Origin of the sequence: Clostridium sp. KNHs216, from assembly GCF_006714885.1 — a bacterium.
Classification (GTDB): domain Bacteria; phylum Bacillota; class Clostridia; order Oscillospirales; family Acutalibacteraceae; genus Caproiciproducens.
On the sequence record NZ_VFMF01000001.1, the window covers coordinates 1,135,507 to 1,154,882 of the forward strand.

Below are 19,376 nucleotides of genomic sequence, written 5' to 3' on the forward strand. Positions count from 1 at the left end.
TTTTTATTTTTCAGAGCAGAACTCTACTTTTTTGCCTTCCAGAATCAGGTTGGTCGTACGGACGGCGCACATTTTTCCGCACATAGAGCAGGTGTGGCGGTCGGCGGGAGGGGTGCTTTCAAAGTAGTCCCTTGCTTTTTCCCCGTCTATGGCGACCCGGAACATTTCGTCCCAGTCCATCCTGTGGCGCGCGTCCGCCATCTGATTGTCGAGGTCGCGCGCATGGGGAACGCCTTTTGCGATATCCGCCGCGTGCGCGGCAATTTTGCTGGCGATGATTCCCTCCTTGACATCGTTCAGATCCGGCAGGCGAAGATGCTCCGCCGGGGTGACGTAGCACAGGAAGTCCGCGCCGCTGGCCGCCGCAATCGCTCCGCCGATGGCGGAAGTGATGTGGTCGTAGCCGGGAGCGATATCGGTGACCAGAGGTCCCAGCACATAGAACGGCGCGTTGTGACAAAGCCGCTTCTGCAGCGTCATATTGGCCGCGATCTCATTCATGGCCATGTGGCCCGGACCTTCCACCATGACCTGCACGTCCTTTTCCCACGCGCGTCTGGTCAGGTTTCCCAGCTCGACCAGCTCCCCGATCTGCCCCGCGTCGGTGCTGTCGTCCAGACAGCCGGGACGAAGCGCGTCGCCAAGGCTGATGGTCACGTCGTATTCGTGCAGAATTTCCAGCACTTCATCATAGTACTCGTAAAACGGGTTTTCATTGCCCGTCATCTCCATCCACGCGAAAAGCAGAGACCCGCCCCGGGAAACAATGTTCATGGTGCGGCCCTCCCTGCGGAAGCCCTCCACCGCGCGGCGGTTGATGCCCGCGTGAATCGTCATGAAATCCACGCCTTCCTTCGCGTGCGCCTCCACCACCTTCAGAAAATCCTTTGCGGAGATTTCCAGCAAATCCTTTTCCAGATACCCGATCGCATCATACATGGGCACCGTGCCGATCATCGCGGAGGATTTTGCAATCAGCTCCTGCCGGAAGGTATTGGTTTTGCCATAATTGCTCAGGTCCATGATCGCTTCCGTGCCGAAGCGGAGCGCCATGTCCACCTTCTGCATTTCCACATCGTAATTTTTGCAGTCGCCCGAAATCCCCAGATTGACGTTGATTTTTGTTTTCAGTCCCGCGCCGATTCCCTCCGGAGACAGGGCCGCATGGTGAATATTGGCCGGAATGGCGACCTGCCCGGACGCTACCAGCTCCCGCAGCTTTTCGGGCTCCATGGATTCTTTTTCCGCCACCACGGACATCTCCTTGGTGACAATGCCTTTTTTAGCCGCTTCCATCTGCGTCTGATATGTTCTCATTGTAATAATCCTCCATTTTTATACAAATTGTAAAAATGATTGGTCGGGCCGTGGCCTTTGCCGATCGGCAGCGCGTGCCGGATGGCTGTAGTAACGTATTCTTTCGCGGCGCCGACAGCCTCGGAAACCTCCATTCCGTTCGCAAGGTTTGCCGCGATGGCGGAGGAAAGGGTGCAGCCCGTACCATGGGTATTTTTTGTGGGAATCCTCTCTGTCCGAAACGCACGGATTTTTTCTCCGTCAAACAAAATGTCCACCGCGTCGCCCTCCAGATGCCCACCCTTGACCAGCACATACCGGGGCCCCATGCTCCTTAGAACAGCGGCGGCTTTTTCCATATCCCCGACAGCGCGGATTTCCAGACCGGTGATCGCTTCCGCCTCCGGGATATTGGGCGTGAGCAGAAAAGCCTGCGGCAGCATTTCGGCTTTCAGCGTTTCCAGCGCGTCCGGGTGCATCAGGGCGCGGCCGCCCTTCGCGACCATCACCGGGTCCAGCACCACGCCGCCGGGCCGGTAAAAACGCAGCCTTTCGGCGACCGTCTTCATCTGCTCCGCGCCGGAAAGCATCCCGATTTTTACCCCGTCCACCGCTATATCCTCAAACACGGCGTCGATCTGGTCGGCGACAATCCGCGGCGGGATATCCTGAATGGAAATCACGCGGCTGGTGTTTTCCGCCACCACCGAAACAATGACGCTCATGCCAAAGGCCCCGTGCGCGGCAAAGGTTTTCAGATCGGCCTGGATTCCGGCTCCGCCGCTGCAGTCGGAACCTGCAATGGTCAGTAAATTTTTAATGGCTAACTCCTCCTTCTGAAATAAAAAAATGCCCACCGTCAAGGCGAGCATAAAACATCGGATTTTGCTCCCTACGACAGCGTTAACTGACAGGTTCAAAGGGTCAGGTTTTACCTTCTCAACTCGGATGAGTCCCCCCGCGTCTATTCAATTAAAAAAGCGTCCACCCAAACAGGTGAACGCGAATCAATCAACGTTCCCTACTTCGGTATTAGCCGACAGGTTCAAAGGGTCAGGTTTTACCTTCTCAACTCCATGAGTTCCCCCAGTTGTATTTTATTATATACTGTATTGGAATGCCTGTCAATCCGTCTTCCGTCCGTATTTTTCCATGCCGCTTTGGTGCAGGGAACACCGTAAACGGAAGGAGACCGGCAGTCCGGCGAACTTTTTATCCCGTGGAACCCGGTTATGAACGCTATTGGATTGCCTCCCTGCCGCGTTCCCCCGTACGGATACGGACGGCGTCGCTGATGTCGGAAATAAAGATTTTTCCGTCGCCGTATTCCCCGGTGTACGCCTTTTCGACGATGCTGTCCACCACCGTATCGGCCTGTTCGTCCAGAACGATCATTTCAATTTTGATTTTCGGCAGGAACTGGTAGTCGACCTCCGTCCCCCTAACAAATTCCTTCCAGCCCTTTTGATTGCCGCAGCCCATGACCTGCATAATGCTCAGGCCGTTGAGCTGGAGAGAATCGAGGATTTCTTTGATTTCTTCCAGCTGATCCGGACGTATAAACGCTTCAATTTTTTTCATATCTTCACCATTCTCATTTCTTAATCCATCCCGTTAAACGCCGGGTAAGCGGATTCCCCGTGCTGGGAAGCGTCGAGCCCCACATTCTCGTCTTTCTGGGAAACCTTGATGCCGCCCGTAACAGCCGAAGTGATGCTGCCGGCGATCAAGGTACCGACAACCGCGATGACAACGGTGATGGCGATTGCCGCAAGCTGGCGCAGGAACAGGTTTGCATCGCCGAAGATCAGCCCGTTCCACGCCGCCGCGGAATTAATGGATTTCTGCGCAAAAATACCCGTCGCAATACCGCCCCATATTCCGCCGACGCCATGGCACCCGAACACATCCAGCGCGTCGTCATAGCCGAATTTCGGCTTCACAACGGTAATGAAGAAATAGCAGATGGGACTGACCATGGCCCCGATGACCAAAGCCGCCCAGACGGGGACAAAGCCCGCTCCGGGGGTAATCGCCACAAGGCCGATCACCAGGCCGGTGGAAGCGCCCACAATCGTCGGTTTTCCGCTTGTGACCACTTCGATCACCAGCCAGGAAAGCATGGCCGCCGCGGCCGAGGTATTCGTTGTCAGAAAAGCGTGAACGGCAAGCTCGTTCGCCGCCAGTGCGCTGCCCGCGTTAAAGCCGAACCAGCCGAACCACAGAAGCGCGGCGCCCATAAAAATCATCGGCGCGTTGTGTGGGCGGTAAGTCGCCTTTCCGTAATTTTTCCGCCTGCCGAGAAAGATGGCAAGGACAAGGGCGCTGACGCCGGAGCTGATATGTACCACGTTGCCCCCCGCAAAATCCACGGAACCGATGTCGAACAGGAACCCTCCGCCCCAGACCATGTGTGCAAGGGGATAGTAAACGATCACGGACCAGATGGCCGTAAAAACAACGAGAGAGGAAAACTTCATTCTCTCGGCAACCGCGCCGGTCATCAGCGCGGGCGTGATGATGGCAAACATCATCTGGAAAACGGCAAAAGTCAGCGTGTTGGGGTAAGGAAGCGTTGTATCCGTAAAGCCGTCAAAATTCATTCCCACCCATTTCAGATTTCCGATGATACCGGCGATATCCCCGCTGAAGGAAAGGGAAAAGCCGACCAGCACCCATAAAATGGAAGCCACCCCCATCAGAATAACCGAAGACATCAACGTATTGATAATATTTTTCCGCTTAACAAAGCCGCCGTAAAAAAATGCCAGGCCCGGTGTCATAAGAAGTACCAGAGCTGAGGAGGTCAGCATCCACGCCACATCGCCATGATCCATGTTCAAACTCCTATTCTTTTGTTTTTTGCAGAAAATAAAAAGGCCAATAAAGCAATACACAAAGTAAAGCTTTATTGACCTCATTGCCAATAAGACGCGTCGTCAGGCAGCCTTCTGCTTATAGCCGCCTTTATTACCAAAATATATTAATCTATTTTGGAGCATCTGTCAAGCGGTAAAATTCAAAATCAACGGTTGAAAATTTTTATGCGCTTTTATCGCCGTAAATTCATTTTTTATAAAATTTCGTTACAGAAGCGCTGCGCCGATAATGCCGGCGTCGTTGCCGAGAGCCGCCCGAATCACCGCTGGCGCTTCCACCAGCTCCCCGCCAAAGCAGAAATGACGGACAAACGTGTTGATGGGGTCGAGCAGACGCGCCCCCTCGTTGCAGATTCCGCCGCCGAGGATAAGACACTCCGGGCGGAAAATATTGACAAAATCGACGACGCCCTCGCTGAGATAGGACAGATAGCTGTCCACCACCCGCCGTCCCGTTTCGTCGCCCTGCCTTTCCGCTTCAAAGGAAGTCCGGCCGCTGATACGCTCCGGATTCCCTTCGCACAGCTTCCAGATCAGCGACTCCGGGTGCTCCTGCGCGGCGCGCTTTGTCTGCCGGATCAGCGCGGTAGCCGACGCATACGCTTCCAGACATCCGCGCCGCCCGCAGGTACAGAGCTCCCCATCCTTGACAAGAACCGTATGCCCTAGCTCCGCACCCGCGGAATGGCAGCCGGAAAATATTTTGCCGTCCAACACCACGCCGCCGCCGACGCCGGTCCCCAGCGTGATCAGGACGGCATTTTTGCAGCCCTTTGCCGCGCCCGCCGCAACCTCTCCCAGCGCCGCACAGTTCGCATCATTACTGAGACGGCAGGGCAGGTCGATCCATTTTTGCAGGGCGGAGGTCAAAGGGACTCCCTTCCAGCCAAGATTGTTCGAGTACAGCACCGTACCCGTTCCGGAATCGCAGATGCCCGGGCTGCCGATTCCGACGGAACAGCACTGTTCCACGGGAACCCCGGCATTGCTCAGGGCCTTTCTTACGGCTTTCGCCATATCCCCGACAATTTGCTCATAAGGACGGTCCGCCCCCGTCGGGGTGGAGTATTTGGCGACAATGTGAAAGTCCTCATCCACCACCCCCACCGCGATATTGGTCCCGCCTAGGTCGATTCCGACCCGGTAAACAGCCGGTAAAGATTCCGTTCCTTCCATCTGTCAATCCCTCCTTTTCAGAAACAGCCCGGCCTGTTTTCAACAGCATCAATACGGGCGGTCAATACAGAAACAGGGCCACTGGCAAACAGCGACCCTGTTATGCATTTTTAAACTCTTATTTGATCGTATCTTTGTTCAGTACGGAAACGCCGGTGTCAACGGAGGTCTTTTCAATGGTTTCGCCCTTGACCGCTTTCACGGCGGCCTTCATGCCTTCGTAGCCCATGACGTCCGGGTTCTGAGCCATTGCGCAGAGCAGGGAACCGTCTTTAATCAGAGAGAAAATAGAGTCGGACTTATCAAAGCCAACGCCGACGATATCTTTCTTGCCGGAGCCTTTGATGGCATTTCCAGCGCCGACAGTGCTGCCTTCGTTACAGCCGAAGATACCGACAGCACCCTCTGTTATGTAGTTATCTGCGATATCCTGTGATTTTGTTGCGTCGCCTTCGCCGTACTGGGTCTGGAGCAGGGTGTAGCCCTTGCCATCGAACGCCGCACGGAAGCCCTTTTCACGCGCTACAGTGGAAGCTGTGGCGGAGTTGACATTGACGATACCGATTTTTCCGTCTTTCTTTCCGGCCGCTTCCAGCGCTTTGAGCATTTCCTCGCCCGCCGTCTTACCGGCTGCTTCGTTGTCCGTTGCGAAGGTAGCGATGCCTTCGGTCTTTGCCGGGGAGTCCACATAGATAATTTTAATTCCCTTTGCCTTTGCATCTTCCAGAGAAGCGGAGATAGCGTCCGGGCCGTTGGCGGCGATCATGATCGCGTCTGCGCCGTCGGCGATTGCATTGTTGACACGCTCGATCTGCTGCGCGTCATCCTTCTTGTCCGGAGCCATCCATTTGTACTCGATGTTGCCGAGCTCGGCAACTGCCTTCTGCGCGCCTTTGTCGACAGAAACCCAGTGCTGATCCAGACTGTCCATGGTAATCAAAATGACTTTGATCTTTTTGTCGGAAGCCGGAGCCGCCGCTGAGCCCGCATCCCCCGCTGAAGCGTTGTTCTCCGCGGATGCCGGGTTGGCCGCCTGACCACAGCCGGCGAATGCAGTTACTGCCATTGCCGCGCAAAGTAGAATAGCCAAGATCTTCTTTTTCATTACATTAAGCCTCCCTAATTTTTATACATTAAAGCATCTGCTTTAACTTTCTTTTTGTGCCGTTACCAGTTTGGTATTGTTCTTTGCCTTCTTCGGTTTTCCGGTGCGGATGACGACATCCAGCAAAACGGAGATGACCACGATGGTGCCGATCACGATATTTCTCATGGCGACCGGCGCTCCCGCGAACTGAAGACCGTTCTGAAGCACGCCCCAAATCGCAGCGCCGACCACCGTACCGACCAGAAGGCCCTGACCGCCCAGAGTGGAAACGCCGCCGATGACCGAAGCCGCGACCGCGTACATTTCGTACATGTTTCCGGCGTCCATGGTTCCCATACCGGCCGTCGCGCTTGTGATCAGGCCGACCACACCGGCACAGAACGCGCTCACAATATACACCTTGATGGTCGTGCTGTCCGTATTGATGCCCGACAGCTTGGATGCCTCAATATTGCTGCCCACCGCGTAGATATGGCGCCCCGTGCGCGTCTTGCTGAGCAGGAAATTGAATCCCAGAAAGAGAACAAGTGCAATCCAGATGGTGTTGTAAAGGCCGAACGTGCTGCCGTAGTAGAACAGATTCCGGTAGCCCTGTGCCGCTTCCCCGATAGCGTCCGTGTTGTAGTTGTTGTTGACGATCTGGGCGACGCCTCTGGCGACCGTCATGGTGCCCAGCGTGGCGATGAAAGGCGGCAGCTTGCACTGCGCCACCAGTAAGCCGTTCAGGACGCCCACGCCGACACAGAGGACCAGGGTCAGCAGCATGGCGGCCCACGGATTCATCCCCTTGGTCATCAGGGTCGCGGAAATCATGCAGCTCATGCCGACGACGGAGCCGATCGACAGGTCGATGTTCCCCGTAATCAGGACATAGGACTGGCCGATGCCGATAATCAGGATCGGCGCAACCTGCCGCAGAAGATTCCCGACATTCCTCCCCGAATAGAAGGACGGATTCAAAACCGCAAACACAATGCAGAGGACGATCAGTCCGGCCGTAACGGTGACCACCTGTCCCATGCCCCGGATAGCCATTAATTTTTTCCATGCGTTCTGTTTCTCTCTATTTTCCATTTCAAACGCTCCCGACTTTCTTTATTGCTAGATAGCTTCTTTTTGCTCATATTTGGATTCAAATTTTGTCGCGTACTGCAGAATAAGGTCCTGGGTCGCTTCGCCTGCTGCGAATTCGCCGGTGATTTTTCCGTCGCACATGACCAGAATCCTGTCGCTGATCCCCATGATCTCCGGCATTTCGGAGGAGACGAAAAGCACGCCGATCCCCTGCTTTTTCAGTTCGTTCATCAGGTTGTAGATTTCGACCTTCGCGGCTACGTCTATTCCCCGTGTCGGTTCGTCGAACATCACTACGCGGGAATTGCGCGCCAGCCACTTGGCGACCACCAGCTTCTGCTGATTGCCGCCGGAGAGGGTCGCGGCGTCCATGTCCGCGCTGACAAGCTTAATGCTCAGGCTCTTGACCGCTTCGTCGGTCATCGTTTTTTCCTTTTTTCTGTCCACCACGCCGAATTTGCTGCAGAGCAGGTCCAGATTGGGCAAAGCGATATTATCCTCCACGCTGAGTTTGACGCACAGGCCGTCTTTTTTCCGGTCTTCCGGCGCAAGGACGATTCCCGCGCGGATCGCGTCAATCGGCCGGCGGATCACAGCTTCCCTGCCGTCCACAAAAATCTGACCGGATTCTTTGGGGTCCGCGCCGAAAATCGCGCGTGTGGTTTCCGTCCGACCGGCGCCCATCAGCCCCGCGATACCGACGATCTCGCCTTCGTACAATTCGAGATTGACGTTCCGGACCATCCTGCCCGCGTTCAGGCTCTTTACTTCAAAAATCTTTTTCCCCCGTTCACAGGTGACGCGCGGGAATTTTTCCTTGATTTCACGTCCGACCATGTAGGAAATGATTTCGGACATCGTCGTGTCCTTGAAATCCATGGAGGTAATGTATCTGCCGTCGCGCATGATGATGACGCGGTCGACAATGTTCTGCAGCTCCTCCAGCCGGTGCGATATGTATACGATTCCGCAGCCCTCCGATTTCAGCTTGCGGATGATTTTGAACAAATCGTCAATCTCGTTGGAAGTCAGTGCCGAGGTCGGTTCATCCATAATCAGTATTTTGGCGTTGGTGGACAGCGCTTTGGCGATTTCCACCATCTGCTGCTTGGACACGGCCAGATCCCCGACAATCGTAGTGGGGTCCAGGTCAATGTTCAGACGGGCCAGCAGCGCCGCCGCGTCTTTGTTCATCTCCCGGTTGGAAAGGATGCCGGAATGTGTTTTCTCCCTCGCCAGAAAAATATTTTCCGCCACCGAAAGGTGCGCGCACATGTTCAGCTCCTGATGGATAATCGCTATCCCCAGCTCCTGCGCCTTTTTCGGCGTTAAATCCTCGACCGTCTGACCGAAGATTTTGATTTCGCCTTCATCCTTTGTGTAAACGCCGCTCAGCACCTTTACCAGTGTTGACTTTCCGGCGCCGTTTTCCCCCAGCAATGCAAGAACCTCTCCGGATTTCAGATCAAACGACACATCGTCCAATGCCTTGACTCCGGGGAAACTTTTGTGGATATGATTCAGTTCTGCTATGTATTCCCCCATTTTAACTCACCCGTCCTTATCTGTGGAACTCGTTTCCATGTGACCAGTATAGCATTGGCTTTTGTTTTTCATAAGGGGGTTACATTTCGAATAAGGGGGTATTTCTTTTGATGGTTTATGTTAAATCACCATAAACCATCAAAAATCGATCCGTATTTTATGCATCATTTAAACAATTCTTCCAGAGTGATTCCTTCCGACTGAAAGATGTTAAATTCCGAACGCAGATATTCGCTGCTGAACCGTCCTTTTTCCAGCCGGATCAGCTTGTCCGCCACCACAAGGGAGTCCGCAATATTGACCGAAAGGAAAATAACCGTGATGCCCTTTTGCTTCAGCCTGTTGATGAGCTCGATCAGGTGCCGGCGCAGATACATATCCGCACCCGCAAAGGGCTGGACGCAGAACACGATTCTGGGATGGAACAACTGAATCCGGTAATAGATCAAATCGTAAAGCGACTGTATTTTCAGATTCATGATATTGGTTTCGTAGATTTCCGGGCCGATCACGGGTTCGTACTCGCGGGCGATGCTCCGGACGATTCTTTTGTTCAGCCGCACCCCGTTGTTCTTCTGGTCAAGCAGAAAGCACAGATTGTCCAGATAGCTCATTTCTTTAAAGAGCATGGTGTGGATGGGGTCCTCTCCGATAAAGGCTACCGCGCCCTCCAGCGCGTGCTGCGCCGCTTCCTGCGTAAAAACGGCGCCTTCCAGAAAAACAGTCCCGCTGTCCGGATGCAGCCTGCCGTTCATAATCTGCATAATATCCGACAGTACGGTGTTGTCCATATCGAACAGCACCGTACACTCTCCCCTGGCCACCGAAAAATTCATGTCCCTCAGATTTTCCGTACAGACATTCTGAAAAGCGAGGATGCTGTCTTTTCTCCCGACGTCCGTTTCCAGGGCGGCAAGGTCGGAAAATTCCCCGACATAATACGGAACAATATTGTCGTTCTGAAACTGATTGCGGTCAAATACCCGCAGAATTTTCCCGTCCTTCATCAGCGACATCCGGGTACAGATCTTAAACGCTTCCTCGTGATGGTTGCAGATGTACAGGAAAGAAAAACCCTTTCCGCAGTAATACCGGAGCAGTTCGTGAAAACGGATCAGGTCCGCCGCACCGATGCAGTTGCTGACATCCCTGATGACAATGAGCTTCGCGCCCATGATGACGGCGCGAAGAAGCTCCACGACACATTTTTGGTAAGGGCTTAAATGCGCCACCAGGTCCCGGCCGTCGATATCGGCGTCGATTTCCTGTGCAAACTGGCGGAACTGTTCGTTCAGAACACGGGGGCTGATGACGTATTTCCGAAATCCCCTGCGTAAAACGAAAACGTTGTCGGCAACGCTCAGATCTTCAATCAGCCTGCTTTTCTGCTCGATAACGGCCACCTTGTTCATCGTCATCGGGCTGTGCTGATAATTGTTCACAAGCACCTCGTTGAAATAGACGCGGCCGTAATGAATGGGCAGATTCTGGCTGATGAGCTGAATGAGGGGTTCCTTACCGTTCGCGTTGATGCACACCAGTCCCATGATTTCGCCCTGAAAAATATGCAGGTTAAAATTATCCAGCAGAGTCACCTCGTCCCGGATGACGGTGACCCTTTCCAGCCTTAAAATTTCATTCTTCATTTTATTTTCCCGTATCCTTTTTCACCAGCGGAAGGGTAATCTCCACATCCGTGCCCACGTTCAGCGTGCTGTACATGCAGATTCCGTATTCTTCCCCGAACAGGAGCTTGATTCTGTTATTGACATTGACAACGGCGATGCCTCCGTGGGCCTCGCTGTCCGGCTTGATGTAATCCAGAATCGTGCGGCTCAGCTTGTCGTCGATCTCCCGGAGCCGTTCCTCCGTCATGCCGATTCCGTTGTCGGAGATCGTGATAATCAGCCGGGTCGCGGTCGTTTCTATTTTGATGCTCACATTGCCGTCCCCGATTTTCCGCTCGATCCCGTGGTAAATCGCATTTTCCACAATCGGCTGAAGGGTCAGCTTCGGCAGCTTGCAGGACATGATTTCCCTTTCGCTTTCCGGGTCGTATTCCACGCTGAGGTTCAGCCTTTCCCCAAAACGGTAGCGCTGGATGATGTAGTAATTGTTGACGTTGGTGAGCTCCTCCTCCAGCGTGACCAGATTTTCCACATTGGAAATGGTATAGCGGAAGAAGGTAGCCAGAGCCTCCGTCATTTTGGACACGTTTTCAAGACCGGCGTTCAGAGTTTCCCCGCGGATTCCCTCCAGCGTATTGTAAAGGAAGTGGGGGTTGATCTGATTCTGCAGGGCAAGGTACTGCGCCTGCTTTTTGGTCGCGTTCACCAGCTCGTCCGTATTCATGATCTGCTCCACTTTTTGGGTCATCTCTTCGATTTCCGGGCTCAGCAGCACCTTCTGGTCAAAAAGGGCGTCGATGGTATAGCCCGTTAAAAACAGGCGCAGGACCTTTGCGCTTTCCAGATAAGGCCGGTAAATCCACCGGTAAAAAATATACGCCGCCGCGCCCAGCACGGCATACCCGGCGACGGCAAAAAAGAGATGGCGTCCCTCCCGGACGGCAGTCGCCGTAAAAACGGTCAGGAAGACCAGCAGAAGCGCAAACAGGAGCAGGAACATCCACGCGGCACGGCTGGAAAGATACCTTATTTTTTGTATTTTCATTTCATCAGCCCCGGATCAAGAGTAGAGTTTTCGGTACTCGTTCGGCTTTAATCCAACGCTTTTTGTAAAGCCTTTGGTAAAATTTTTGAGGTCGCTGTAGCCCACCTGCTCACAGATGGCGGCAACAGTGAGATTGGATTCCCGCAGGAGTTCTTTCGCCCGGTTCATACGGATTTCGGAAAGGTAATTCACAAAATTGTTTCCGGTCTCCTTTTTAAACAGCGTACTGAAATAGGTGGGATTGAATCCCACGATCCCGCTGACTTCCTCCAGCGTGATCGGCTTGCTGAAATTTTCCTGAATATATTCCTTTGCCACCCGGATCGGTCTGGTGTCCGCCTGCTCTTTCTCCTCAATAATCACTTCCATGGATTCGCCCACCATGACGGACAGGTATTCAAACAGCCGGTCAATGGAGCTGCAGCGTGCCGCGTGAATGCAGAATTTCTCGTAAAATTCCTGCCCGTACTGAATCTGAATCTGGTTGTTGCGAAGATGGAGCAGGTACATTTCACAGACGTGCTTGACCAGAGAGAAAATTTCCGCCCCGCTCAGGTTCTCCGTCTCGATCTGCTTCTTTAACCCCGTGATGCAGTTCAGCACGGCGTCTTTTTTCAGCACTTCCACTGCCGCGCCCATCGTTTTATTCAGCTCCGCCAGCAGAACGTCCACCCTCTGGGGGTCCTTATGTACGGTTACATCCTCAATCAGCCTGCCCGTGCCCTCGATCAGCCTTTGCCCCACGGCGTACCGGGCCGCCCGGAAGCTTTCTTTCAGTTCGCCGACGTCTTCCACCACGCTGCCCGCGCTGATTGTAAAGTCGTGCTGTTCAAACGAAGTCTTCTGTACCATCAGCTCGTCAAAGACCGCTTTGATCTGCTTTCGCACGGTCTTTCTGTTTTCCGGGCCATAGTTTAAAACGCAGTAGGTGATGCTGTCATCCAAATCCATTTCCATATCGAAACACAGTTCTTTCAGCTGCGTGTTCAGAATCCTCATGATCGTTTCTTCCAGAATCTGAATGGTGTTGTTGTACTCGTCTTCAAATCCACAGTCGATTTTTACCGCGCAGACCTGGAACAGTCCCGGCTGAAAAGCGTAATGATAGCTTTCGTTGACCTCTTCTATCGTCAGGTCCTGCGTGGTCATCCCCTTTTTCAGCAGCCGTTCCGTAAACAGGCCTGTACGCAGCTTGTTCACGTCGTTTTTCAAACGTTTTTTCAGCTGTTCCTCATTGTTCAGCCGCTCCGTGCGCTTCAGGTACCGGTCGCGCATCTTGTTGAGGGAGGCCAAAAAATCCTCCTTCCTGATCGGCTTTAAAAGGTAGTCGCTCACCCCGTACTTGATTGCGTTCTGCGCATATTCGAAATGATGGTATCCGCTGATAATAATAAAGTCCAGATCCTGCTTGATGTTTGTGGCGCGCCGGATCATTTCCAGCCCGTCGTAGCCCGGCATGCGGATATCCGTAATCATCAGATCGGGCAGAAGCTTTTCCACCTTGTCCAGCGCTTCCACGCCGTTATGCGCAATTCCCACGATTTCCATATCCAGCGAAGCCCAGTCGATCAGACCGCGGATCAGCTGGCATACGTTTTCCTCATCGTCCGCTATAATGACCTTTATCATACCTTCCTCCTTCTGTCCGCCCGAAAAATGACCGTCAGCAAGAAAACAGCTCCGACTCAACGACCGCGCAGATCAAATGGTAAACGGCCAGATGATATTCCTGAATGCGGTAGGTTTCCTGCGCGGGGACAATCAGGCTGCAGTCGGCAAGCAGGGCGATCTTCCCGCCGTCCCGCCCCGTCAGGGCAACCGATACCGCGCCCGCCGTTTTTGCCGCCATCAGCGCGTAGGCCACATTGGTCGCGTTGCCCGAAGTGCTGATTCCGATGACCGCATCCCCTTTTTTCGCGTAGCCCATCACCTGCTGCGCGTAAACCAGCTCCGGGTCCACGTCGTTGCTGAAAGCCGACAGCAGCGCGGCATGGGCGTTCAGCGAAATGGCGGGAAGCCCGCCCTGCAGCTTTTCCGCCAGCAGGGCCCCCTCCTTGCCGAAATCTTCCCTCAGCCGCCCCTGTGTGTCCGGGTCCAGCGGCCTTTTCAGCAGAAAGCCCTTCATCAGCTCACCTACGATATGGCCGCCGTCCGCGCAGCTTCCCCCGTTGCCGCAGACCAGCAGCTTTCCTCCGCTGCGATACACCCCCATAAGCGTTTCGCAAACACGGCGGATATTTTCCTGCAAAGGCAGCAAATCCCGATGCCGGTCAAAAAACTGCCGGCAAAATTCCAGTGTACGCTCTTTCATATCCATTCCTCCCATCCCAAATGATAGCCGGCGACGACTAAGCCGGCGATATCACCGACCGATTCCGAAAGCCGGCTCGGCAGGATTCTGCACGCCCCGCGGACTGCGGGGAGCGTTTCCCGCTCGATTACCTCCTGTGCGTAGGGCCAGATTTCGTCGTAGTTCCGTACAAAAATGCTTCCGATCACAATACACTCCGGATTGAGAATGTCCATTAAGACGGACAGGCCCTTCCCCAGTTGTAATCCAACCCTCTTTAAAATTTTCCTTGCCAGCGGGTCGCCGTCTTTCGCGGCCGTTCCGACCTGTGCCGCCGTTATCCGCTCAAGCTCCTCCGGGCTCCCGCAAAGCTCCGGTTTCCGGCCCGCCTGAAGCTCTTCCCGGATCATGGACCGGGCCAGCTGGGCGATGCCCCCGCCGCTGCAAAAGCCTTCGAACGACCCCATTTTTCCGTATCCCGCCGGGCCGTAGTCCGAAAGGCGGATATGGCCGATTTCCCCCGCCATGTCACAGGCGCCGGCGTACAGGCGGTTGTCCAGAATCAGTCCGGCCCCCAGCCCCGTGCCGAAGGTGATAAAGATCATGCTGGACGTTCCTTTTCCCGCACCCAGCTTCCATTCCGCGAGGGCGCAGGCGTTGGCGTCATTGCAGAGCCAGGCGGGAATCCCGGTTTCCCGCTGAAAATACTCCGTAACGCGAATTTTGTCCCAGCCCGGCAGATTCGGCGGGGAAAGGATGGTCCCCGTCCGGCTGTCCAGCGGGCCCCCGCAGCTGATCCCGATCCCTTCAATTTTTTGCCCGTTTCCTTTTTCCACACAGGAACGAACGTCCTGCGCCAAAGCTTTCAGCATTTCCGCCGGGGAATACGCCGCTGTTTTCCTGACTTCGCACTTATGTAAGACTTCGGCGCCGTTGTGCGACAGTTCTCCCAGATTGACGGCACATTTCGTTCCCCCGATATCGATGCCTATTACCAGCATATTTTTTCCTCCCATCAGATGAAGGCTCCTCATTCAGCACATCTTTGCTGAACGAATTTCATCCGTTCAATTTCAGAACCACCCTTCCGTACAGCCTTTTCCATTTTGTATTTAGTATATTCTAATAGAATATCATTTTCAAGAAACAAAGTTGCCGTTCACAGGGCCGCGGGGGATTTCTTCCTGCGGCAGCCGGGACTGATACAGGGCTCCGGCCGACCGGCAAAGCACCTTTGAGCCAAAAGTCAAGCCTTGTATCGGGAAAAAATTTCGGGTATAATTATTTTTCGTGTCACATAGTGGAAAGGATTGATTCGATGGATGAAATTAACGAAATATTTTGTGGTGACAGCTATACCCCGTTTCTGGATTACTGCGAGCTTCACAATTACAAGCGCATGTCCGACCTGATGAGCTGCCGGTTTGAAGAGCTGCCGGAGCTGCTCGGCATTTCCTCTATCCTGCTCAGCCGCATCAGGGCCATATGCGTCCTTTATTTTAAAAAGCATCCGGAATGCCGCGCCGCTTCAAAACCGTCAAAAGCAAGGGCTTCTTCGAAAATGGACGACCTGCCGGACCTTCTGCTGGTCGTTTTTCAGCAGAATGCCAATAAGCTCATCCATATTTCCGAAATTACAAAGGACCTTGGAAAGGGTGTAAAACGCAGCGACATCCTCCATGTGCTGGAGCATCAGAGCTGGTGTAAGATCGTGGACGGCAGCACCTTCTTTTACTCCCCCACAGACTGATTTTCCGATGCAGAGTGCTTTTGTACTCTGCTTTTTTATTGCGGATTTTTCAAACGATTCCGATAAAACGAAAACCCGCCGTGTTTGAGAACGCCCTCTCATTTTCCTGAGAGGGCGTTCTTAAGCTGTAAACAGCATTTTCAATCATTTTATTTATTTGCTGGATGTCATTGCTGAAATCGTTCCGGAGGCCTGGCTGGCAAGCTCCTGGCCGCCGGACTGCACGTCGGAAACCACTTCGGAAACCTGACTGCCCAGACCTTTGGTATCGGATTCCACTTTCGACACAACACCGGACACCGTACTGTTCAGATTTGCTCCGCTGGATGCGCCCGGCAAATACCGGCATCCGGAAAATGCGGAGATGATAAGAACTGTGATGATCAACAGGAAAACCATTTGTTTTTTCATATTGTCCCTCCTTTCTGTTTATATCTTCTCCATTTTTAAAATAAAATGCAGTCCATACGATTTCCTCATCGATGTACGGCCAAAAATAAATTTGTCACATTTTGTTACGTACCCTAAAAATGCAGAACTTCCGCCGAATATATAGTGGGAGGAATCAGCGATGACACAAGAAGAAATTAAAAAACTTGACAAAAAGATGCGTGCAATTTCAGATCCTTTCGGGAAAGGGTTCCCTTCCTTTCAAAGAATAGTTTGGGAAATGGCCGTAAAAAAGGATATTACCGAAGAAGCCGTACTGCGCGAATATCTTATCTGGAAGCGGAGCAAAAAATAATGCCGCCGAAAATCCGGACAGGCCATTGAAAGGCTATATTCTTCCTTTCATTCTCGCGTTTTCCGTATCGTCGGAATTTTCTCCTTCATTGAGGCTGTGGGCGTGTTCCATGGCCTCCGCCGCGCTGTTCCATTTGCTTTCCTGTTTCCAGGTTCCGGAATCCGTATAATATCCCACCGCCCAGATTCCCGGTTCGGATTTTTGATAAATATACATATCGCTGTCTGTTGTCCCTCCTTTTCTTTTATGGATGAAACCCTATCAGTTTTTCCATAAATTCCGGGAATATCGGCTGATGGATCAAATCGCCATTTTATATCGTGTCCGCCGACGCAAAAGAGGCTTTTTCGCTGCTGCGAAAAAGCCTCTTTTTTATTTTCATCCACTAAAATATCAAGCTGCAGATTTTGTTCCCTGATGGCCTGCGGTTTTCTTCTGTATCCAGCTGTACTCCAGAAAGCTGTAAATTACCGCAACGATCAGAATAACGGCGGCAGCAGCTTCACCCGGAATCTGATACAGCCCCGCCGTTTTGAACAGCCCCAAAAACAAAAACGACGTTAACGCAATGGTCATTGCCGGGGGATCGATATGTACATCGCCGTAATTGTACAAGCTTCTTGCCAGAAAGTCGCCCGCAAATGCCGCAAAAATTGCCGCTACGATTCCCCAGTACAGATTCCCGCTGGCAAGAACGGCATAAGACGCGCAAAGGGTGATATGGTGCGTCACCGGAACGGGTGCCCCAAACTGTGAGAAAATCAGGGAAACGGCCGAGATGCAGAAGCCCACAAAGGGTGCGGCCCCCGCCGTCTGCTGATTCTGGAGCATCTGATAGGTGACATAGGCGGAAAGGCCGCCCACCGCTACGGACAAAACTGTTTTTTCCGCGGCGGCCGTCATGTAGGGGACCCACGCCGTTTTCGCGAGGGGGCTGTATCTGCCGCCCAGCTTTTTGTCCTCTTCGGTGACCTTGCCGAACAGTTCTCCTGAAAACACGATTTTGGCAATGATCGCCGAAACGACCACGGTAAAGCCGCCTGCATCAATCTGGCCGGGCAGGGCCTGTCCCACACCGTAGGCGACAATGTACCCAAATACGCCGAACACGCCGCCCACCAGCGGCACACTGATCTTTTTAAGGCTCAGCAGCGGCAGGGAAATGTTTTTGCCCGAATCCAGCACCTTGATCTTTTTTGCAAACGCCGCGGCGCCCACACCCCCGGCAAAAGCGATGTTCGGGGCAAAGAACGGCCCGAACGCAATGACTCCCAAAAAATCAAACGGCACCCCGGCGCACGCTAAAGCAATCCCGATCAGGCCGGTAATACCGGTAAAGATAAACGCTTCCAGCGCACCGAGGATAGCGCCGAATACGCCGCCGCAGAAAGCCAGCACGACCATAATCAATGTCATTTTCAATCCTCCCAAAATTTTCATTCTCAACTGGTATCAATATCATTGATCCTGTTTCCGTTTCTGCCGTCAAACAGCGTAAACGGAAAATTTATTGATCATCTGCCCAATGTCAAACTTCTCTCCTTACCTCCTTTATGATTGATTAACAGTGAGACAGATCAATTGGAAAGGGTCTGAAACGTCTATAATATTAATATAATCTCTTATTATATTTTTATAATTATATAAATATTGCATATAACTTCTGTGATAATTTGATTTTATATTAAAATCAGATCGTTGTCAATAAGATTTCATAAAAATATATGATAATTTATTTGATTTATTGAGTATTATATAAATTTTATGCTAATAATTTTAGAGTATTGATAGGTTTTATAATAATTTTATATTATTTTTATGGTTGATTTACAGATTTCATGTCTGAATATATCGAATTGCGCTCGAAATCGGAATCCATTCCCTGATTCATCAGCAAATCTTGTTGTATTTCAGGCTATAATCTGCTATAATGACAAAAACGAAAACAGCATATTCATATAATCTTAAAATTATACTGCATTACAATTCCAGGAGGTTATTCTCGTGTTAAACGTAGATCGTCAGAAAAATATTTTGGACATGCTTTACCGGACAGGGTCCGTCAAGGTTTCCGAGCTGGCCGACCAGTTCGGAGTAGGAGCCGAAACGATACGCAGAGATTTGAAGGCGCTGGCCGCGGAATGGGATATCGAGCTGATTTACGGCGGAGCATATATGAAAAACGCCACAAACAGCATCAGTGTTCACGAGCAGACGATGGCGATGAAGCGCAGTGAAAACTATGAAGCAAAGCAGATCATCGCCCGAAAGGCCGCGGCCCTTGTTTCCCCGGGCGATACCATCGCGCTGAATTCGGGAAGCACGGTGGAGTATATCCTCGATTATCTGGCGGGAAAAACGCCGTTGAACATCATCACGCTGAACGTCAATGTCGCGTCCAAAGCGCTGGCTATTCCCGGCATCAACATTTATCTTCCCGGCGGAAGGGTGCGCAGCAGCTCGGGGATGACCGTCGGGCCGTCCTCCACGGATTTCATCGGCACGTTTACGATCGACAAATGTTTCTTCGGCGTATCGGCAATCAACCTTTCCCACGGGATTACCCACCCGGTCATGGAGGAAGTGGAAAGCAACCGCGCGCTGCTTTCCGTCTCCTCCAAAAATTATGTCGTTGCCGATTCCTCCAAGCTTGACAAACAGTCCCTTGTCCGAATGGCAAAGCTGGAGGAAATGGACGCGTTTATTGTGGACGACGTGTTCCCCCAGAATTACCGCAAATATATGGCGTTAAATGGGATTGAAGTCATCTAGACTGTTTTTCAAAATTTGAAAAAGCCTCCGGCCGCAGGTGCTAACCGTGCGGCCGGAGGCTTTTTCCA

19 protein-coding genes and 2 riboswitches are annotated in these 19,376 nt (G+C 52.5%); of the genes, 3 read left to right on the top strand and 16 right to left on the bottom strand.

The annotated features are described in order from the left end of the window. Positions 1 to 3: 3 nt before the first annotated feature. The 13 genes from thiC to LY85_RS05570 all read right to left on the bottom strand — a co-directional run bounded on the left by thiC (position 4) and on the right by LY85_RS05570 (position 15,042). A complete protein-coding gene (thiC, locus tag LY85_RS05510; protein ID WP_141825805.1) occupies positions 4 to 1,317 on the bottom strand; it encodes a phosphomethylpyrimidine synthase ThiC in 1,314 nt (437 codons plus the stop codon). Next, positions 1,314 to 2,117 (bottom strand): bifunctional hydroxymethylpyrimidine kinase/phosphomethylpyrimidine kinase, encoded by an 804-nt coding sequence (gene thiD / locus LY85_RS05515; RefSeq protein WP_141827985.1) that lies wholly within the window; start codon positions 2,115 to 2,117, stop codon positions 1,314 to 1,316. The genes thiC and thiD overlap by 4 nt, the downstream gene beginning before the upstream one ends. Before the next feature lie 51 nt (positions 2,118 to 2,168). Continuing rightward, a riboswitch (TPP riboswitch) is annotated at positions 2,169 to 2,266 on the bottom strand. A gap of 30 nt (positions 2,267 to 2,296) precedes the next feature. Then, positions 2,297 to 2,394, bottom strand: a riboswitch (TPP riboswitch). A gap of 141 nt (positions 2,395 to 2,535) precedes the next feature. Further along, positions 2,536 to 2,877, bottom strand: a complete 342-nt coding sequence (locus LY85_RS05520; protein WP_141825806.1) for a P-II family nitrogen regulator — start codon at positions 2,875 to 2,877, stop codon at positions 2,536 to 2,538. Between the two features lie 20 nt (positions 2,878 to 2,897). Continuing rightward, a complete protein-coding gene (locus LY85_RS05525; RefSeq protein WP_185741113.1) occupies positions 2,898 to 4,133 on the bottom strand; it encodes an ammonium transporter in 1,236 nt (411 codons plus the stop codon). A 249-nt stretch (positions 4,134 to 4,382) separates the two neighbouring features. Beyond that, positions 4,383 to 5,351 (bottom strand): ROK family glucokinase, encoded by a 969-nt coding sequence (locus LY85_RS05530; RefSeq protein ID WP_141825808.1) that lies wholly within the window; start codon positions 5,349 to 5,351, stop codon positions 4,383 to 4,385. A gap of 118 nt (positions 5,352 to 5,469) precedes the next feature. Beyond that, a complete protein-coding gene (locus tag LY85_RS05535) occupies positions 5,470 to 6,456 on the bottom strand; it encodes a substrate-binding domain-containing protein (protein WP_141825809.1) in 987 nt (328 codons plus the stop codon). A gap of 42 nt (positions 6,457 to 6,498) precedes the next feature. Further along, positions 6,499 to 7,533 (bottom strand): ABC transporter permease, encoded by a 1,035-nt coding sequence (locus LY85_RS05540; RefSeq protein ID WP_038325224.1) that lies wholly within the window; start codon positions 7,531 to 7,533, stop codon positions 6,499 to 6,501. 27 nt (positions 7,534 to 7,560) lie between these two features. Next, complete coding sequence (locus LY85_RS05545) at positions 7,561 to 9,078, bottom strand: sugar ABC transporter ATP-binding protein (RefSeq protein ID WP_141825810.1); 1,518 nt, start codon at positions 9,076 to 9,078, stop codon at positions 7,561 to 7,563. 164 nt (positions 9,079 to 9,242) lie between these two features. Beyond that, entirely contained in the window at positions 9,243 to 10,724 is a 1,482-nt protein-coding gene (locus LY85_RS05550; RefSeq protein WP_141825811.1) for an ATP-binding cassette domain-containing protein, read from the bottom strand. A gap of 1 nt (position 10,725) precedes the next feature. Further along, positions 10,726 to 11,751: a sensor histidine kinase gene (locus tag LY85_RS05555; protein WP_141825812.1), complete on the bottom strand. Its 1,026-nt coding sequence runs from the start codon at positions 11,749 to 11,751 to the stop codon at positions 10,726 to 10,728. 15 nt (positions 11,752 to 11,766) lie between these two features. Then, positions 11,767 to 13,380: a response regulator gene (locus LY85_RS05560; RefSeq protein ID WP_141825813.1), complete on the bottom strand. Its 1,614-nt coding sequence runs from the start codon at positions 13,378 to 13,380 to the stop codon at positions 11,767 to 11,769. Positions 13,381 to 13,414: 34 nt separating this feature from the next. Next, the gene (locus tag LY85_RS05565; protein ID WP_141825814.1) at positions 13,415 to 14,062 is read right to left on the bottom strand and encodes an SIS domain-containing protein; all 648 of its coding nucleotides are present in this window, start codon (positions 14,060 to 14,062) and stop codon (positions 13,415 to 13,417) included. Next, on the bottom strand, positions 14,059 to 15,042 hold the full coding sequence (locus LY85_RS05570) for an ROK family protein (RefSeq protein ID WP_141825815.1): 984 nt from the start codon (positions 15,040 to 15,042) through the stop codon (positions 14,059 to 14,061). Before LY85_RS05570 ends, LY85_RS05565 begins: the two co-directional genes overlap by 4 nt. A gap of 317 nt (positions 15,043 to 15,359) precedes the next feature. Between LY85_RS05570 and LY85_RS05575 the strand changes: the two genes are divergently transcribed. Continuing rightward, positions 15,360 to 15,791 (top strand): hypothetical protein, encoded by a 432-nt coding sequence (locus LY85_RS05575; protein ID WP_141825816.1) that lies wholly within the window; start codon positions 15,360 to 15,362, stop codon positions 15,789 to 15,791. 153 nt (positions 15,792 to 15,944) lie between these two features. Here the strand turns inward: LY85_RS05575 and LY85_RS05580 are convergent, their stop codons facing one another. Beyond that, positions 15,945 to 16,202, bottom strand: coding sequence for a hypothetical protein (locus tag LY85_RS05580; protein WP_038325245.1), 258 nt, complete (start codon positions 16,200 to 16,202; stop codon positions 15,945 to 15,947). A gap of 160 nt (positions 16,203 to 16,362) precedes the next feature. On the opposite strand from LY85_RS05580, the gene LY85_RS19200 reads away from it, so the two are divergent. Then, positions 16,363 to 16,536 (top strand): hypothetical protein, encoded by a 174-nt coding sequence (locus LY85_RS19200; RefSeq protein WP_185741114.1) that lies wholly within the window; start codon positions 16,363 to 16,365, stop codon positions 16,534 to 16,536. A gap of 33 nt (positions 16,537 to 16,569) precedes the next feature. Here LY85_RS19200 and LY85_RS05585 read toward each other — a convergent pair whose 3' ends face one another. Both LY85_RS05585 and LY85_RS05590 read right to left on the bottom strand, forming a co-directional pair. After that, entirely contained in the window at positions 16,570 to 16,752 is a 183-nt protein-coding gene (locus LY85_RS05585; RefSeq protein WP_038325246.1) for a hypothetical protein, read from the bottom strand. 177 nt (positions 16,753 to 16,929) lie between these two features. Then, positions 16,930 to 17,952, bottom strand: coding sequence for a hypothetical protein (locus tag LY85_RS05590; RefSeq protein ID WP_141825817.1), 1,023 nt, complete (start codon positions 17,950 to 17,952; stop codon positions 16,930 to 16,932). Positions 17,953 to 18,540: 588 nt separating this feature from the next. Here LY85_RS05590 and LY85_RS05595 point away from each other — a divergent pair. After that, entirely contained in the window at positions 18,541 to 19,308 is a 768-nt protein-coding gene (locus LY85_RS05595; protein WP_038325247.1) for a DeoR/GlpR family DNA-binding transcription regulator, read from the top strand. Positions 19,309 to 19,376 lie beyond the last annotated feature (68 nt).